This window comes from Rhodococcus sp. WY5, from assembly GCF_018588185.1.
GTDB classification, from domain to species: domain Bacteria; phylum Actinomycetota; class Actinomycetes; order Mycobacteriales; family Mycobacteriaceae; genus Rhodococcus_F; species Rhodococcus_F qingshengii.
In genome coordinates, this window is record NZ_JAAMPR010000001.1 from 1,192,535 (window position 1) to 1,209,589 (window position 17,055).

Below are 17,055 nucleotides of genomic sequence, written 5' to 3' on the forward strand. Positions count from 1 at the left end.
GGTCGATGATATTCCTGTGTCATCGTTTTCGAGAGAGGTGGCAGTAATGCTCGCTGAGCGTCAGATCCAGTGCGCGGATTGTGTTTCGGATGTCGATCACTGCCACGATTCTTTGCTGCGGCATGCCGACGGATCACTCGAATGCACCGGCGCGAACTGCCTCGACTTGGCATCGGTCCGCCATGCGCTGTCCATCGATTGTGCTGAACTGCAGGGCGGTTGCGGCTGCGTCGACGCGACCCGAGGCGAGTTGCTCGCTAGCTGACGCTGACCGGATCCCGATTCGCGAAGCGTTGCGCCATCGCAGCACAGACGATCAGTTGGATCTGATGGAAGATCATCAGCGGCAACACGATCAGGCCGACGGGCTGGCCCGCGAACAGTACAGCCGCCATCGGTAGGCCCGTTGCCAAGGACTTCTTCGACCCGCAGAAGATGATGACGATCTGATCGGGAAGATCGAACCCGAGCTTGCGCCCCGCGAGAGTGGTCACGCCGAGAACCAGCGCGAGAATCAGGCAGCACACGATTGTGAGGATCACGATCTGCCAGATCGTGATGGTGCTCCAGATCCCCTCTTTCATGCTTTCGCTGAAGGCGGCGAAGACAACGAGGAGGATCGATCCGCGATCGACGTACTTGGTGGGTTCGGCGTACTTCTGCAGCCATCCGATCACCAGCGGGCGGATCAGCTGACCGACGATGAACGGGATCAGCAACTGCACGACGATGTCGAGGATCGACGAGAAGTCGACCGTCGCCTGGCCGGTGGTGTTCATCAGCAGAACCACCAGCAGCGGTGTGACGAAGACGCCGATCAGGTTGGAGAACGACGCACTGACGATCGCGCCCGCGACGTTCCCCTTGGCGATCGAGGTGAACGCGATCGAAGACTGAACCGTCGACGGAACCAGGCACATGTAGAGGATGCCGGTGTAGAGCTCGTCGCTGATCAGCGTCGGTGACAGGAATCGCAGTGCTAGGCCGATCAGTGGGAACAGCACGAACGTCGCGGCGAGGACGACGGTGTGCAGTCGCCAGTGCTTGACGCCCTTCCAGGCTTCCTGCGGCGAGAGCCGTGCGCCGTAGAGCAGGAACAAGAAGCCGATGGCGATCTTGGTGGCCCAGTTCAGAATGCTCTCCGCGGTACCCGATACCGGGAACACACTTCCGAGCACGCCGGCGATGATGATGCCGAGGATGAACCCGTCGATGTAGAACCTACTGAGAAACTTCACCTGGCTAAGGATAACGGCGAGCTTCAGCGGGCTCTCGAGCCCCACGAAGGTTGAAGCCCATCACCGCCAGGCACAGCAGCGTCCCGATGATCGACAGCTCGATGATGGCCGTCTGCATTCCCTGGAGGGTGATGGCGATACCCGCGATGATCGACGGGATCGCCAGTCCCGCGTAGCTGACGGTGAAGAACGCGGCCAGAACTCCGCCGTGGCTCTCGCGGGCGTGGGTCCGGGCGGCGGCGTTGACGCGCTTCATGCCGCCGGCAAACGCCAGACCGTGCCCGGCGCCGACCACGACGGTGATGGCGCCCAGCAGTGCCAGGCTCGGGACGAGGTCGACCACGAGGAGGCCGATCATTCCCAGAGCGAGGATTCCCAGACCGACGGTGACGGACGTGCGCGGGTCCATGCGGCTTCCGCCGAGTTGCGCGACCACCGAGCAGATCATCACCAGTGCAGCTGCCCCGCCGCCGAGCAGAAGGTTGTCGATGTTCAGCAGGCTGGTCATCCACGACGGGACCACCGACTGGAAGAGCCCGACCGCGCCCCACGACAGCGCGACGGCGAGCGAGCTGAGCCAGAAAGTCTCGCGAATAGTGGCGGGAACATGTGGCATTTGGAAGAACCGCTTCGGGCGTGTGACGTCCCCGATCCGCGGAAGTAGCAGCAACACGATCAGTGCCGGGATGAACGCGACGAGGAAGATCAGATACGGCAACCGCAGCGGTTGTGGAAGGTACTGGGCGATTGCACCGGACACGAGTGGTCCGAGCGCACCGCCCAACGCGCCCGTCACCGTCGATACGAGCGCTGCTCGTCGGTGATCGAACTTCGGTTCCTGCTCCACCAATGCGGCGCTGCCCGCCGCACTGGCCGCGCCCACCGCGATTCCCTGGGCAATCCGGCCGACGAACAACCACACCGTCGCGTCGGCAAATGCCAGAACGAGCGTGCCGACGACGCTCAGAGCGAGTGCAGTAAGGAGCACGGTGCGTCGGCCGAGGGCGTCGGACAGCGGTCCGAAGAACAGCAATGCCGGAACGAGGCCGGCGACGTAGACGCCGTAGATCAGCGTCTGGATGGTGGGCGTGAATCCGAACTCGGTCCGGTACAGCCCGTAGACGGAGGTGGGCATGTTCGCGCCCAAGAGGATCACGGTGAGGACGTAGCCCACGCCGTAGAAGTGTCGATTGGTGCGGCGTGTGCGTTCTTCGGTGGCGACAGCTGTGGCGGACGTGGGAAGCCCCTCCTGAAGACAGAGTGCGAAAATACATGGGTCGTCCTACGTATCGTAGGTGAGTGGAATGATCGCCGCTAATGCTGTGAGGATGAGCTGATGACCGTTGTTCGCAAAGAGTCCGCGTACGAGCAATCCCTCGACTGGATGCGCACGCAGATCTCCGACGGCGTCTGGACAGTGGGCAATCGTGTTCCGACCGAGCCGGAGCTGATGAGTGTTCTCGGCGTCGGCCGGAACACCGTGCGCGAAGCGATCAAGACATTGACCTCGACGGGAGTTCTCGAGATCCGTCGCGGATCAGGGACCTTCGTGCGCGCTCGGACCGACATCGGCGGACTGCTCGGCAAACACGCGTCCGTCGACGAGATGAAATACGTCTTCGAAGTGCGTCGTGCGCTCGAGATGGAAGCGGTCCGGTTGGCGTGTGAGCGTCGCAGCGACGACGACGTTCGGATACTTCGTGAACTGGCCGCCAAGCGTGATGTCCCAGCGGAGAACTTCGTCGACGTCGATCTCGCGTTTCACATTGCCGTTGTCGATGCCGCCCACAATCCCGTGCTGAAAGATCTGTTTGCCGGAATCCTCGAAACAGTTCGAGCCACCTACGAGGTGACCGAAGGGGTGCATCCGCCGTCGCTGACGTCTTCGCATCATCAGGGAGTTGCCGAAGCCATCGCCGAACGCGATGTCACCAAAGCCAGGGCTGCGGCGTGTGGGTATCTCGAGAAGACTCAGGAAGCGATCGGTTCAGGCTCGGCGGTTACCGAGTCCGGGCGTCGGCCAATCGATTGAGTGACCCCGCGATGTCTTTGGCTTCGGGTGTCGTGATCGTGAGTCGGTCGCCACAAGCGAACGTGATGACCACCGCTGGTCCGGTGCGGGTGACGACGCCGTAGTTACGACGACCCTTGGTCTTGAGTCCCCAGCCGCCGAAGTCCGCGAACGGTTTGATCTCCGCGACGTCGGCTCCGACAACTTCCTCGATGCCGTAGGTCATCGCAGCCATCCCCATGTTGATCACCCGGATTTCCCGTTCGTCGACGATCACCCGGAAGCGAACCAGGCTGACGACGAGCAGTCCGAGTGCCCCGAAGATGAACAACGGCCAGAGTGACCGCATCGCCAACGCCATGATGACTCCGGGCGCCAGAGTGATCGCAGTGAGGATCACCGACCCCTTGGTGCTGAATCCGACGTCGTCGGAGATGGGGAGAGCGCAGCGGCTTCGCGGCAACCCGGCCGAGGGTTCGATCGTGGCAAGAGTGCGGACGCGGTAGTCACGCAGGAACGAGGCGCCGATCCACCCCACCACCCCGCCGATGACAAAGCCGACACCGAGAGACCACAGCGGGAGTGACGTCGTGGATGGATCGGTGACATCGAGTTGGGTGTAGAGCAAAGCGAAGTTCACTGTCGTGATGAGCCCGACCACGCTCAGCCCGACAACTAACATGAATCGGCGCATCATCAGCATCGCGGGAGCAAGAGCAGCAATCGCACTCAGGCCGCCACCGAAGAGCAGCGTCAGAAGTGTAATGGTCCAGGCGTTGGCCGACGGGGTGGAGAATCCGTCCGGCGAGGTGGTGGTCCAGTGAGTCGCGATCTGTTCCGGGAGGCGGGGCTCCCAAATTTTTGTCAGGACGAAGCCGAAGACCGCACACAACAGCGGAACGACTAGCCCGAATACGACCCCGGCCGGGTCGACCACGCGATGTTTCACGTGAATCAATGAGCCGGCTGGCAAGCATCCTTGAGCGCGCAGGCACCGCAGGAAGCGGTGCCGCAAGCGGCAGCGTTCGCCTTGGCCTCGGGGGTCTCCGCCACCGGCTCGTCGGCGGCAGGCTCGGAGTGTCCGCCGCAGTTGCAGTCGTTACCGCATCCGCTCTGCTGCGGGAGCGCGGCGGCTGCGCGGGTGCCGATGCCTCCACCGAAACCGGCAGTGAGGACGGCGACGACGACGGCGATGATCGCGACGGCAATGCCGAAGACTCCGCCGATGGTCAGTGCTGCGACTCCGCCGATGACCAACATTCCAGCGGCCGCGAGCATGGTCGGACCGGCCACCTTGTTGGCGAGGGCGAACGACTCCTCGCTCCGCAGGGAATCCTCGGTGCGGACACCGGCCCAGCGGTTGCGCGGGAGTTTGCCGATCAGTCCGGCGACAGCAACTCCACCGACGGCGACAGCGAGCACGAATAGCACCACAGCGACAACGATCACCCATACAGGATAGGCGCGAGTGGAGTTGATGGTATGCCCGGGTCGTGCAGGCTCTACCCTGGTTATCGGTATTTCCGTCAGCCAAGTAGATAGCGACCACAGTGACCGAGTCTCCGCAGTCCCCCGATTCACCAGCCGACGCAACTCCGCAGCACCGCTACACCGCGGAGCTCGCCGGCCAGATCGAGCAGCACTGGCAGGACCGCTGGAGTGAGGAAGGCACGTTCAACGCGCCCAATCCGGTCGGTCCGCTCTCCTCGCCCGACGGTGTTCCCGCCGACAAGCTCTTCGTGCAGGACATGTTCCCGTACCCCTCGGGTTCGGGCCTGCATGTCGGTCACCCGCTCGGATACATCGCTACGGACGTCTTCGCGCGCTTCCATCGCATGCAGGGCCGCAATGTCCTGCACACCCTCGGTTACGACGCCTTCGGTCTCCCGGCCGAGCAGTACGCCGTGCAGACGGGTACCCACCCACGGACCACCACCGAGTCCAACATCGCCAACATGAAGCGCCAGCTGCGACGCCTGGGTCTGGGCCACGACGAGCGTCGTAGTCTCGCGACGACGGATGTCGACTTCTACCACTGGACGCAGTGGATCTTCCTGCAGATCCATGGCGCCTGGTACGACAAGGAAGCCGGCAAGGCGCGTCGTATCTCCGAGTTGGAAGCCGAGTTCGATTCCGGTGAGCGCGCTCTGGAAGACGGACGCGAGTGGGCTTCGTTGGACGTGGCCGCGAAGGCCAAGGTTCTGGACTCGTACCGCCTTGTCTACCAGTCGGATTCGATGGTCAACTGGTGCCCCGGTTTGGGTACCGTCCTGGCCAACGAGGAAGTCACCGCCGACGGTCGTAGTGACCGCGGAAACTTCCCAGTCTTCCGTAAGCATCTCCAGCAGTGGATGATGCGCATCACCGCGTACTCCGATCGCCTGGTCGACGACCTCGAGTACTTGGATTGGCCGGACAAGGTCAAGGCCATGCAGCGCAACTGGATCGGACGCTCGTACGGTGCCGAAGTTACCTTTGCTGCAGGCGAGTACGGCGTCGATGTGTTCACTACCCGTCCGGACACGCTGTTCGGCGCCACCTACGTGACGCTGGCTCCTGAGCACGACTTGGTGGACAAGCTCGTCGCGGACGAGTGGCCCGAAGGTGTCGACGCGCGCTGGACTGGCGGTGCCACGACTCCGGCGGAAGCTGTTGCTGCATACCGTAAGTCGATTGCCGCCAAGACCGACCTGGAGCGCCAGGAAAACAAGGAGAAGACGGGCGTCTTCCTCGGTTCCTACGCCGTCAATCCGGTCAACGGACACAAGGTTCCGATCTTCATCGCCGACTACGTTCTGACGGGTTACGGCACCGGTGCGATCATGGCAGTTCCGGGACACGATCACCGTGACTGGGAGTTCGCGAACGCGTTCGGCCTGGATATTCTCGAAGTTATTGCCGGTGGCAATGTTTCGGAGGCTGCGTACTCCGGTGACGGCCCGCTGGTGAACTCCGACTACCTCGACGGGCTGGACGTTGCCGAGGCCAAGGCGACCGTCATCAGTCGCCTCGAGGAGAGCGGCCAGGGCAAGGGCACCATCCAGTACAAGCTGCGCGACTGGCTTTTCGCGCGTCAGCGTTACTGGGGCGAGCCTTTCCCGATCGTCTACGACGCGGACGGCAACGCACACGCTCTGCCGGATTCGGCTCTGCCCGTGGTGCTTCCGGAGGTCGAGGACTACGCACCCGTGTCCTTCGATCCGGACGACGCCAACTCCGAGCCCTCTCCCCCGCTGAACAAGGCGACCGACTGGGTCAACGTCGAGCTCGATCTCGGTGACGGTCTGCAGACCTACCACCGCGACACCAACGTCATGCCGCAGTGGGCAGGTAGCTCGTGGTACCAGCTGCGCTACATCGACCCCACCAACCAGGACGCCTTCTGCGACCCGCAGAACGAGGCGTACTGGACGGGCCCGCGTCCGGAACTGCACGGCCCCAACGATCCCGGTGGAGTCGACCTGTACGTCGGCGGCGTCGAGCACGCAGTGCTGCACCTGCTGTACTCGCGCTTCTGGCACAAGGTTCTGTTCGACCTGGGCTACGTGTCCTCGAGCGAGCCGTACCGCCGCCTGTACAACCAGGGCTACATCCAGGCATTCGCGTACACCGACGCCCGCGGCGTCTACGTGCCGGCAGAGGAGGTCGTCGAGCGTGACGGCAAGTTCTTCTACGAAGGCGCCGAGGTCAACCGCGAGTACGGCAAGATGGGCAAGAGCCTGAAGAATGCCGTTGCGCCGGACGAGATCTGCGCCGAGTTCGGTGCAGACACTCTGCGTGTGTACGAGATGTCGATGGGTCCGCTGGACACCTCGCGTCCGTGGGCAACCAAGGACGTCGTCGGTGCTGCGCGATTCCTGCAGCGAGTGTGGCGCGTCGTCATCGACGAGGAGACCGGCAAGCCCCGTGTCACCGACGAAGCTCCTGGTGAAGAGACGCTGCGTGCGCTCAACAAGGCGATTTCCGGTGTCATCGAGGATTACACGGCGCTGCGCGACAACACGGCCGCCGCGAAGCTGATCGAGTACAACAACCACCTCACCAAGGCGTTCCCGGGCGGTGCGCCGCGTGCTGCTGTCGAGCCGCTGGTGCTGATGCTCGCTCCCCTGGCGCCGCACCTCGCGGAAGAGCTGTGGTCGCGTCTGGGTCACACGGAATCCCTTGCGCACGGACCCTTCCCGGCAGTCGAGGAGAAGTGGCTCGTCGAGGATACCGTCGAGTACCCGATCCAGGTCAACGGCAAGGTTCGTAGCCGCATCAGCGTCCCGGCGGATGCCGATCGCAAGGCTGTCGAAGAGATTGCGCTGGCCGACGAGAAGATCGTCGCTCTGCTCGAGGGCAACGCACCCCGCAAGGTGATCGTTGTGCCGGGAAAGATGGTGAACATAGTTCTGTAGGGCCTTCGGCCCCTGTGCGCCGTTTTGGTAGTTACCGCTACCGAAACGGCGCACAGTCGTTTCTGGGGATGATTCCCGACGTTGACACCGAGGGGGGAACCTCAAAGGCGGGATCGTCAAGTACGGGGTGGTCGGTATTTCGAAGATGGGAATGGCTCCACGTTCAAGTTCGAACCGAAAATCGTTGCCGTTGCTCATAATCCAAGGCCAGGTTCGAGTTTGTGACGCCAATCAGTCGTTGTCCTGAATGTCCCGCTCCACGGAACATTTGGTAGCGCGTGTTCGATGTGAGGGCTGTGATGCACGTAACACGTTGCCGAGAGCGGTAGCTGTCGTTCCACTGCACTTCCCCGCAAGGCCCCCGTCGGCGGTATTCGACAGGGGGTCAATCGAATTTGTAGGTGTCCCGAAAGGATCTTCCAGCCATGGCGTCTCACGTCCACAGCTCCGGTTCGTCTCCTAGTGCGCCCGAACCGACATCGATACCGGAGCGTTGGACTCCGCGACTGGTGTTCTCTCTGGCGTCGATCGTTCTACTTCTCGAGATGCTCGCGGTGAGCTACATGATGATTTCCACTGCGCTGCCGGCCATCTCGACGCATTATCAGACGACGCAGGGAGCTTGGCTGCTCACGTCGTTCTTGCTGCTGGGGGCGGTCGCGTCTCCTCTGCTCGGAAAGCTCGCCGACATGTACGGCAAGCGAAAAGTCCTGCTCTTGGCGGTCGCCGGCGCAGCGGTCGGATCCTTCATTTCGGCGGTTGCGCCGAGCTATGCCGTCCTGATTCTGGGCCGGTCATTGACGGGTCTTCTCGTTCCCTGCCTCTTCCTGAGCTACTCCCTCATTCGAGATGTCTTCCCGCCGAAAACTGTTGCGCTGGCAGTCAGTATCGCGACTTCCGGTATGGGTCTGATCGCGATTCCGGCGCCGTTCGTCTCCGGTTGGTTGATCGACAACCACGGGTTCCGGAGCATCTTCTGGTTCTTTGTCGTCGGGCTGGTTCTCCTCGGCGGCATGATCTTCGCTTCGACGGCGGAATCGACTGTCCGACTTCGCTCTTCGCTGGACCTGATCGGCGCGGTACTGCTCGGATCGGGCATCGCCGGAATTCTGATCGGCGTCAGCTTCGGCCCGACCTGGGGCTGGAAGAACGGTTCGACACTGGCCTACCTGATCGGCGGCGTCGCACTGTTGGTGGCTTGGGTTGCCTCTGCCCGAGCCATCCGCGAGCCCTTGATCGACCTGCGCTACTTCGGCAAGCGTTCGGTGATGCTCACCGCCGTCGGTGCCGGTTTCTGCTACGGCGCGTCGGGAGTCTTCACGATTTTGCTGCCGATGATGGTGATGACCCCCGCAGTTCTCGGCCTGGGATACGGATTCGGCGTGACGGCAGAGGGATTCGCGATCTTCCAGGCGCCGCTTGGCGGCATGGTGGTGGTCGGTGGTTTGATCGTGGGCTTCCTCGTGGGGCGCAACATCCGGCCCCGTCTGCTGATGATCATCGGAATGATCCTCATGGCAGTCGGATTCACGTTGACGGCAACCATTCACGACAACAAGCCTCTGCTCATCATCTTTGCCGGAATCTTCGGTGTCGGTATGGGTATGGGCTACGCCTCCATCCCGAACCTGCTCATCGAGGCAGTGCCGCCGCAGTTGCAGGCAACCACGGCGAGCATGGTTGCGGTCTTCCAGAGCATCTTCCCCGCAGTGCTTCCCGTCATCGCCTTCACGGTCTTGAACTCGCACATCGCGATGGCGATGGAGGGCGCTGTCTTCTACACCGACGAGGGCATGCGTATCGCGTTCCTGATCGGTGCTGCTGCAGCAGTTCTCGGCGCGATCGCAGCCGTGTTCCTGCCGCGAAACATCGTCCAGATCGGCGCAGAAGACGGTGTGCAGCAGGAGACGTCCCTCCTCCCTGCTCACTGATCACACGATGATGTGCGGCTACTGGCCAACTTCCGTAGCCGCACATCGCCGTGGTGCACTTCGACGTCATGCAAGATGAATCTCCTGCAGCGAGATCTCACCCCGCAGCGGACGCTCTGCGACCTGTGCCAGATCAGATACGAATGTGTCCGCGATCGATCGGGTGGTGGTGAGTTGTACCGACAGAACATTGTTCGCTTGACTGCACACAGTTGCGCCGTGCCGGTACGCCACCAGCGCCACGGGATCGACGCGTTGGAAAGTCGCGGTGACGTGTAGGCCGACCTGTGGTGTCACCGGAACGAACGGGCCGTGGTCCGTCTTGATGCGAACTATCCCGATGATCTTGTTGAGACGCTTGATCAACATGGCGTCGGAGATCGTTGCCGGGCAACGGTACGCGATCGACATTCCGGTGACTCCCGGCGATGTCACGGATACCCATGTAGACAGGCTGACGACCTCGACGCCGAGCTTCCACCCCAGCGACGAAATACGTGCGAGAACCGCCGCGGTATCGTGGCATTCGACCACCATGGTGCCCACCCGACTCGTATCGGTGCCCACCCGAGCCGCTTCACCCATTTCCTCGACCTCCTCCGCCTAGAGAGGAAGTCCGGGCGCATCGACCCCGATGATTCTCGATCCCCGGAAGAAGTCGAGAAGCTCTGCGTCGCCGTGTGCGCCGATACCGCTTCCGCCCCAGAAACTCTGGGTCGAGTGGTCGTCTAGGTCCAGGAGGCTGGTGCTGTTGATCTTGTTCTCACCGCAATCGATTCGGGTCGCAAGTTCACGAGCGGCGTCGACGTCGGCGCCGAACACGTATCCGGCCAGGCCGGTATCGAGAGCGTTGGCCTCGAGCAGAGCTTCCTCGTCGGTTGATGCTCGGTGCACCGTCAGGATCGGCCCGAAGGTCTCCGATTTGGTCTGCTCCGACGAGATTCCGTGCACCACTGTCGGTGGGAAGAACCATCCGGAATCGTCAGGCACGGGGGTGCTCGAGACGGCCGTGCCGCCCACGCCACGGAGGAACTCGACGGTATCCCGCATCCGTTGGAGTTGAGGCTCGTTCGCCTGCGGACCCATCGTGGTGTTGGCGTCATCGGTTCGGCCGAGTGCGATTTCGGCCGTGCGGTCGAGTATTGCGTCGACAAGCCGGTCGTGAAGGTGCGGCGGCACGAAGACGCTTCCCGGACTCTCACACCATTGCCCGTTAAGTTTGGTGAACCCGTCGACGAGTGCGGTGGCAGTCAGATCGATGTCGGCGTCGGCGCGGATGATTACGGGGTTGTTGCTGCCGAGCTCGAGTTGAAGAGCCTTGAAATCGGTAGAAGCTGCAGTGGCGATGGAACTACCGGCCGCTCGGCCGCCGGTGAACGCCAGTGCTCGGATTCGTCGATCGGAGGCCAGTAGATGCCCGACGTCCCCGCCTCCGTGAACGAGTTGAAACAGAGCTTTCGGCGCGTCGACTTCGGCGATGGCACGTGAGATCGCCTCGGCAAGCACGTTGGGACCCGACGGTGCCCAGTTGGAGGGCTTGGCGATGACCGGAGCACCTGCGGCCAAAGCGAATGCGGTCTTCTTGGCGGTGATGAAGCTCGGTGCGTTCCACGGTGCGATCACAGCGGTCGGGCCCCACGCCAGCCGATGTAAATGTGCACCTGACGGCAACTGCTCGAACCCGGAGGAGTTCTTCAGATGCGTTGCAGCACTGCGGAACAGATCGGGAAGTCCGCCGGCGAAAAGTGTGCTGATCGAAAGCGGAAGGCCGTTGTTCTTGGAGTCCTCACGGGCGATCGCCGCAGTCCGTTCTTCGACAAGTTCAGCCGTTCTCTCGAGTAGGCGCACCCGGTCGGCGACCGGTCGACGGGTCCAGACACCCGATCGGTGAAGTTCTGTCGCGGCGGTGATCGCCCTCTCCACCTGTTCGGTGGAGGACGAGAGTTGGGCTTGCAGTTTCTCTCCGGTGTCGGGATCGGTGAGAAATTCGCCGAGTTCGATAGCCGGTGTTTCGGCGTTTCCGTCGATCGTGTTGTTCTGGGGCACGAGTGAGCATGAAGTGGTCATGACTGTCCTTCGTGGCGAAATCGTTTGTAGGTCAGATGTTGTCGAGGTAGCGTTCGCGTTCCCAGTCGGTGACCGCGGACATGAAGGAATCCCATTCGTCCTTGGCGACCGCCGCATAGTGCGATACGACGTCGGCGCCGAACGCCGCGAGTGCGAACTCACTGGCCTCGAGCGCACGCGCCGCTTCGTCCAGTGTGCCGGGCAGCGGTTGTTGCTTCACCTTCTCGAGTGTGTCTGTGTCGCTGTACCCGTCGCGTCGTACCGGTGCGCCGGGATCGAGCTTTCGTGTCAGACCGTCGTTCATCGACGCCAGAACGGCGGCGAGTGCGAGATACGGATTTGCGTCCGCCCCTGGCAGTCTCATTTCGAGACGGTTGGCGGACGGTGCACCGGTGATGAGTCGGCAGGTGGTAGTCCTGTTGTCGAAACCCCAGGTCAAGCCGTTCCCCGAGAAATCGTGGCTGGCTCTGGTGCGGCGCATCGAGTTGATGGTCGGCGTGTAGAACAGCATGAGTTCCGGGCAGTGCTCGAGAACTCCGCCGACGGCGTGCAGCAGTTCGGCGCTCGCGGTGTTTTCTGCGCTTTCGTCGTGGAATGGGAAGGTGTCGTCGCTCCGCATGGACGCGTGAATATGACACGACGAGCCCATGCCGTCGGTGCTCGGACGTGCCATGAAGGTAGCAGTGAGCCCTTCTGCCGCAGCGACGTCGTGGACGACCTGCTTGAATAGCACATGGCGGTCGGCCATCTCGAGGGCGGTTCCGTATTCGAGGTTGATCTCCCACTGGCCCAGGCCGTATTCGACCTGAGAGACCTCCACGGGAATCGCGCTCTCCTCCAACGCGGTTCGTACCTTGCGGAAGAAAGGTTCCATCGCGTTGCCGGCGGTGATGGTGTAATCCGAGGGCACCAGGGTGGTGGGTTCGAGATCCCGATAGCCGCTGCGCCGCAATGCGTCGGGGGTACCTCGGTAGAGGTGGAACTCGAGTTCCGTTGCCGCGTAGACGGTGTGGCCGTCAGCTTCGAGCTTGTCGATCTGTTTGCGCAGGATCGTGCGCGGTGCGATCGGGACCATCTCGCCGGTATGTTCGTCGACCGAGTCAGCGATGACGATGGCAGTGGACTCGAGCCACGACGCGCGTCGCAGTGTTCCCAGGTCAGGTTGCAGGCGGAAGTCATGCCAGCCGGTGTGTCCGCCGGCGTAGTCGACAACGAGTTTGTCCATGCGTTGGCTGGCATCCCAGGCATACACACAGGTGCACACATGCAGACCCTCGTCGATGTTCGCGAGGAAAATTCGCGTCGGGACTCGTTTGCCGATCAACCGTCCGTAGAGGTCGATACCGGCGATGAGGACGGTGTCGATGTCGGACTCGGCGAGCTCGGCCGTGGTGAGCCGGCCTTTCATCGGGCAAGCCATCCGCCGTCGACGGGCAGCTGGACTCCACTGATGTAGGAGGCGTCGTCGGAGAGCAGGAAGGAGACTGCAGCACCCATGTCCTCGGGGCGGCCGACGCGCGGCACCAGGAGCCTGGACTTCATGAAGTCGAGAACTTCGCCGGAGGAGACGTCGATGCCAGGCAGGAAGGCGGTGGGGACCGGCCCGGGGGCGATCGCGTTGACTCGTACGTTGTACCGCGAGAGTTCGACGGCCAGAGCCTTCGTCAGCATCTTCACTCCACCCTTCGACGCGTTGTAGTGGACCTGTGCGAAGCCCTGGGAGGACACGACCACGTCCGCTTCCACCGTCGACAAGTTCACCACAGCGCCGCTGTTGCCGTCGCGGAAGTACGGGGTGGCGATCTGCGTGACGATGAACATGCCCTTGAGATTGACGTCGAGGACGAGGTCCCACTCTTCGTCGGTGAGGTTCTCGAGAGAACTCATCGTGATCAGGCCGGCGTTGTTGACGAGGTAGTCGAAGCGTCCCCATTCGGCGACGGTGGCTTCGAAAGCGGCGCTCACGGCGGCGCGGTCGCGCACATCGGCCTCAAGGGCGAGCGCGGGTGTGCCGTACTGCGATTCGATAAGTGCGACGGTCTCCTTTGCACTTTCGATGTGAAGGTCCACGACCGCGACGCGGGCACCGTCGGAGGCGAGGCGCAGCGCGATGCCGCGGCCGATTCCGGAGCCTGCACCGGTGATCAGGGCAACCTTGTTCTCATGCGTACGTGACATTGTTGTCTTCCATTCTGTGATGATCGATCTGGTGAGAAGAATTGGTCCGACGGGAGGTTGCAGCGTCGACGAGCCACGAGAAGAGCGGGTCGATTTCGACGAAGAATTCGGGGTGCCACTGCACGCCCACCACGGGGCGATCGGCGGCCTGGATGGCTTCGGCGACGCCGTCGAGCGCGCGTCCGACGATCCGAAGCCCGCTCCCCGGGGTGTCCACGGCTTGGTGGTGAAGGCTGTTCACGTGAATGCTGTTGCCGAACAGACTGTGTGGGACGGAACCGGATTCCAGAGCGACCTGTTGCGGTCGGTACGAACGCGGATAACCGAAGAAGCTGTGTGCCTCACCGGCGTCGGTCGGAAGGTCGGCAATCAGAGTGCCCCCGCGGGCGACGTTGACGACCTGGTGTCCTCGACATACACCCAGGATCGGCAGTCCGATTTCCCAGGCTGCATCGACCAGGGCGAACTCGAATTCGTCCCGAGCGGGGTCGATCATCGAGGAGTTTGGTCCGGGGGTGCGGCCGTATCGCCTGGGGTCCACGTCGGAACCACCGCTGAGGACGAGGGCATCGAGATGCTCGACGATTCGGCGCGGATCACTGTGGATGCTCAGCAGGATCGGTTGACCACCGGCAGCGCGGATTTTCGAGGGAAAATCGGTGAAGAACATTTCCATCAACGCGTCGCCGACGACGTTGGGTAGTGACGGCCCGCCGCGGTCGACGCGGCCGGTGACTCCGATCAGGGGCATGGCGGGGAGTGCCTCCGCCGTCATCGTGAATTGGGTCATAGGAGCGAGCATAGAACCATTGAATGGCTTTTCGCTAGAGTTTGGCTTGTAAAGTTGGGGTAACGGGTTCGAAGTGCCGCGCGCTGCTGTATCTATTCAAGGACAGTTGCGAATGAGAGCGTTCGATTTCGTAGGTCAAGACGAAGCGTAAGTGTCGGTCCAGGCACCGAGTAGGGGGTACGAGACGTGCAGATCGACAAGCTGCCGGCCATCGAATTCATGGTCAGTGCACCGACGTTGGGGGAGGATATCGCTCGACGCTTGCGACTGCTCATTCACAGCGGCGCGCTCAGCCCCGGTGATCGCCTGCCATCCGAGCGTGAACTGTCTCAGCAACTCGAAGTCGGTCGAGTCAGTGTGCGAGAAGCGGTCCGAATCCTTCAGGCGATGGGATACATCGAGGTGCGGCGAGGAGCCACGGGTGGATCGTTCGTTTCGGAGTTGACCAGGCCTTATGAAGACTGGGTTGGCCAGTTGAAAGCGCGAGAAGCAGACATCGACGAGATCGTCGACCTCCGTATCGGGTTGGAAATGCGCACGGCAAGCCTCGCGGCGGTCCGGCGAACCGATCGTCATCTTCTCGAGTTGCTCGAATCCATTGAGCAATTGGGGGTTTCCGGAAGTCGGGGATCGTTCCGGGCTTGTGACGCCAGGTTCCACGGCGGTATCGCCAGAGCGGCGGGAAACAGCAGGTTGGAGGCCGCTGTGGTCGAGGCTCGCGGCGAAATGTTTGTCCCCGTCGATCATCTCGTGTTCGAAGACCAGGTCGAGGCTTCGAGGGTGGAGCACAAGGAAATCTTCGAGGCGATCAAGCGGGGCGACAGCGCTCGCGCGGCGGAGGCAATGGAACGTCACATTCTGCACGCAAAAGACGAGCTCAAACGCTTGGCGCTGCAGGAAGAAGGCTGACGGGAGCGCGACGAACGGACGGTTCGTCCCGTTTTTCGCAAGTAAAAGTTTTGTGAATTGGGTCCCGAATCGACTTCAATGGTTTTAACATCGCCCGTATGACCCATACTTCCGTCAATGCTTCACGTGATGCATCCGGCGATGACCGAACTCTTCGAGGCTCGCTGGGTACCGGCTCGATAGTCCTCATGGTCGTTGCCGCAGCTGCTCCCCTGACTGTGATCAGTGGTCTTGTGCCGCTGGGTATTTCCGGTGGCAACGGTGCGGGCTTCCCCATGACCTTCGCCGTGACAACCGGTGTACTTCTGCTCTTCGCCGTCGGGTTCACCGCGATGTCGCGTTACATCCCGGGAACCGGAGCGTTCTATCTCTACATCGGACATGGTCTCGGCCGTGGTGCCGGCGTCGGCAGTGCGATGTTGGCCCTCGTCAGTTACAGCACAGTGCAATTGGCCGTATACGGCTACCTCGGCCCGGCAATGAGTTCGTTGATCACCTCCTACGGTGGTCCGGAGGTGCCGTGGTGGATCTTCTCGCTCGCCTCGTTGGCTCTGGTAGCCGTCCTCGGATTTCGTCATATCGAATTGTCGGGCAAGGTGCTCGGCATCCTGTTGATCGCAGAGGTCGGGATCGTAGTCGTACTCGACGCTTTCATCGTCGCCGACGGTGGTCCGGAAGGCCCGTCGACAGCAATGTTCTCTCCGTCGGAAATATTCTCCGGATCCCCCGGCGTCGCATTGGTATTCGCGCTTGCCGGTTACATCGGGTTCGAGTCGACGGCGATCTTCCGTGACGAAGCGAAGGATCCCGCGCGGACTATCCCGCGAGCGACATACGCCGCCTTGATACTCATCGGCGGCTTCTACGCTCTCTCCAGTTGGGCGGTTGTGACAGCCTGGGGCGACAAGGGTGCAGTGGACATTGCGGGTACTGACCCCGACGGCATGCTGATCACCACTGCCACCGACTTTGCCGGAACGGTGACAGCACACCTGATTCAAATTCTGTTGGTGTCCAGTCTCTTTGCCGCAGTTCTGTCTCTCCACAATGTCTTGGCCAGATACATCTTCGTTCTGTCGAACACCGGCGTTCTGCCGGGCGCAGGTGGGCGGACGCACCGCGTGCATGGTTCGCCGCACATCGCGTCAGTGGTGCAATCCTGCTGTGCTCTGGTACTTCTCGGAGTTTGCATCGTCATCGGTCTGGATCCGGTGACACAGATCTTCGCGTGGTTCGCCGGCGTTGCAACGGTGGGGATCGTGGCTCTCATGTTGCTCACGTGCCTTGCGGTGCTCGTCTTCTTTCATCGTACGAAGGTCGATCAGCGATTCTGGCACACCAAACTTGCCCCGAGCTTGGGCCTTGTCGGGCTGATCGGATTCGCGATCGCCATTGCCGGAAACCTTCCGCTCCTACTGGGCGGCAACATTCTGGCCGTGGTGATGACCGGGGTGCTGGTGCTCGCGTTTGTCGGTGGATTCCTCTATGCGCGACGACGGAAGCAAGTGAGCTTCGAACTCCCGTCGTGAGAGGG

Annotated in this window: 15 protein-coding genes; 6 read left to right on the forward strand and 9 right to left on the reverse strand. The window is 62.1% G+C overall.

Going from position 1 to position 17,055, the window contains the following annotated elements:
• The first annotated feature begins 46 nt into the window (after positions 1 to 46).
• Entirely contained in the window at positions 47 to 265 is a 219-nt protein-coding gene (locus tag G4D79_RS05390; protein ID WP_007729106.1) for a hypothetical protein, read from the forward strand.
• On the opposite strand, the gene G4D79_RS05395 is transcribed toward G4D79_RS05390, so the two are convergent.
• Together G4D79_RS05395 and G4D79_RS05400 are read right to left on the reverse strand one after the other, a co-directional pair.
• Positions 258 to 1,238 carry a bile acid:sodium symporter family protein gene (locus G4D79_RS05395; RefSeq protein WP_003942582.1) on the reverse strand — a complete coding sequence of 327 codons (981 nt, stop codon included), beginning with the start codon at positions 1,236 to 1,238 and terminating at the stop codon, positions 258 to 260. The genes G4D79_RS05390 and G4D79_RS05395 overlap by 8 nt on opposite strands.
• A gap of 4 nt (positions 1,239 to 1,242) precedes the next feature.
• Positions 1,243 to 2,412: an MFS transporter gene (locus G4D79_RS05400; protein ID WP_064442886.1), complete on the reverse strand. Its 1,170-nt coding sequence runs from the start codon at positions 2,410 to 2,412 to the stop codon at positions 1,243 to 1,245.
• 162 nt (positions 2,413 to 2,574) lie between these two features.
• Between G4D79_RS05400 and G4D79_RS05405 the strand changes: the two genes are divergently transcribed.
• The gene (locus G4D79_RS05405) at positions 2,575 to 3,270 is read left to right on the forward strand and encodes a FadR/GntR family transcriptional regulator (protein ID WP_030537479.1); all 696 of its coding nucleotides are present in this window, start codon (positions 2,575 to 2,577) and stop codon (positions 3,268 to 3,270) included.
• Here G4D79_RS05405 and G4D79_RS05410 read toward each other — a convergent pair.
• Complete coding sequence (locus G4D79_RS05410; protein ID WP_235867728.1) at positions 3,239 to 4,198, reverse strand: DUF1648 domain-containing protein; 960 nt, start codon at positions 4,196 to 4,198, stop codon at positions 3,239 to 3,241. The genes G4D79_RS05405 and G4D79_RS05410 overlap by 32 nt on opposite strands.
• Before the next feature lie 5 nt (positions 4,199 to 4,203).
• Entirely contained in the window at positions 4,204 to 4,698 is a 495-nt protein-coding gene (locus G4D79_RS05415; protein ID WP_003942484.1) for an SdpI family protein, read from the reverse strand.
• A 101-nt stretch (positions 4,699 to 4,799) separates the two neighbouring features.
• Between G4D79_RS05415 and leuS the strand changes: the two genes are divergently transcribed.
• Positions 4,800 to 7,646 carry a leucine--tRNA ligase gene (gene leuS / locus G4D79_RS05420; protein ID WP_021332602.1) on the forward strand — a complete coding sequence of 949 codons (2,847 nt, stop codon included), beginning with the start codon at positions 4,800 to 4,802 and terminating at the stop codon, positions 7,644 to 7,646.
• 425 nt (positions 7,647 to 8,071) lie between these two features.
• Complete coding sequence (locus G4D79_RS05425) at positions 8,072 to 9,577, forward strand: MFS transporter (RefSeq protein WP_042451764.1); 1,506 nt, start codon at positions 8,072 to 8,074, stop codon at positions 9,575 to 9,577.
• Positions 9,578 to 9,643: 66 nt separating this feature from the next.
• Here the strand turns inward: G4D79_RS05425 and G4D79_RS05430 are convergent, their stop codons facing one another.
• Genes G4D79_RS05430 through G4D79_RS05450 form a run of 5 tightly spaced genes read right to left on the reverse strand, consistent with a single transcriptional unit; the run spans position 9,644 to position 14,612 of the window.
• Positions 9,644 to 10,162, reverse strand: a complete 519-nt coding sequence (locus G4D79_RS05430) for a hypothetical protein (protein ID WP_007729094.1) — start codon at positions 10,160 to 10,162, stop codon at positions 9,644 to 9,646.
• 18 nt (positions 10,163 to 10,180) lie between these two features.
• Positions 10,181 to 11,644 (reverse strand): aldehyde dehydrogenase, encoded by a 1,464-nt coding sequence (locus tag G4D79_RS05435; protein WP_164490606.1) that lies wholly within the window; start codon positions 11,642 to 11,644, stop codon positions 10,181 to 10,183.
• A gap of 31 nt (positions 11,645 to 11,675) precedes the next feature.
• Positions 11,676 to 13,052, reverse strand: a complete 1,377-nt coding sequence (locus G4D79_RS05440; RefSeq protein ID WP_099696898.1) for a glutamine synthetase family protein — start codon at positions 13,050 to 13,052, stop codon at positions 11,676 to 11,678.
• On the reverse strand, positions 13,049 to 13,822 hold the full coding sequence (locus G4D79_RS05445) for an SDR family NAD(P)-dependent oxidoreductase (RefSeq protein WP_021332597.1): 774 nt from the start codon (positions 13,820 to 13,822) through the stop codon (positions 13,049 to 13,051). The genes G4D79_RS05440 and G4D79_RS05445 overlap by 4 nt, the downstream gene beginning before the upstream one ends.
• A complete protein-coding gene (locus G4D79_RS05450) occupies positions 13,806 to 14,612 on the reverse strand; it encodes a gamma-glutamyl-gamma-aminobutyrate hydrolase family protein (protein WP_230691795.1) in 807 nt (268 codons plus the stop codon). The genes G4D79_RS05445 and G4D79_RS05450 overlap by 17 nt, the downstream gene beginning before the upstream one ends.
• Positions 14,613 to 14,798: 186 nt before the next feature.
• On the opposite strand from G4D79_RS05450, the gene G4D79_RS05455 reads away from it, so the two are divergent.
• Complete coding sequence (locus tag G4D79_RS05455; RefSeq protein ID WP_021332595.1) at positions 14,799 to 15,521, forward strand: FadR/GntR family transcriptional regulator; 723 nt, start codon at positions 14,799 to 14,801, stop codon at positions 15,519 to 15,521.
• A gap of 98 nt (positions 15,522 to 15,619) precedes the next feature.
• Positions 15,620 to 17,050 (forward strand): APC family permease, encoded by a 1,431-nt coding sequence (locus tag G4D79_RS05460; protein ID WP_047272651.1) that lies wholly within the window; start codon positions 15,620 to 15,622, stop codon positions 17,048 to 17,050.
• Positions 17,051 to 17,055 lie beyond the last annotated feature (5 nt).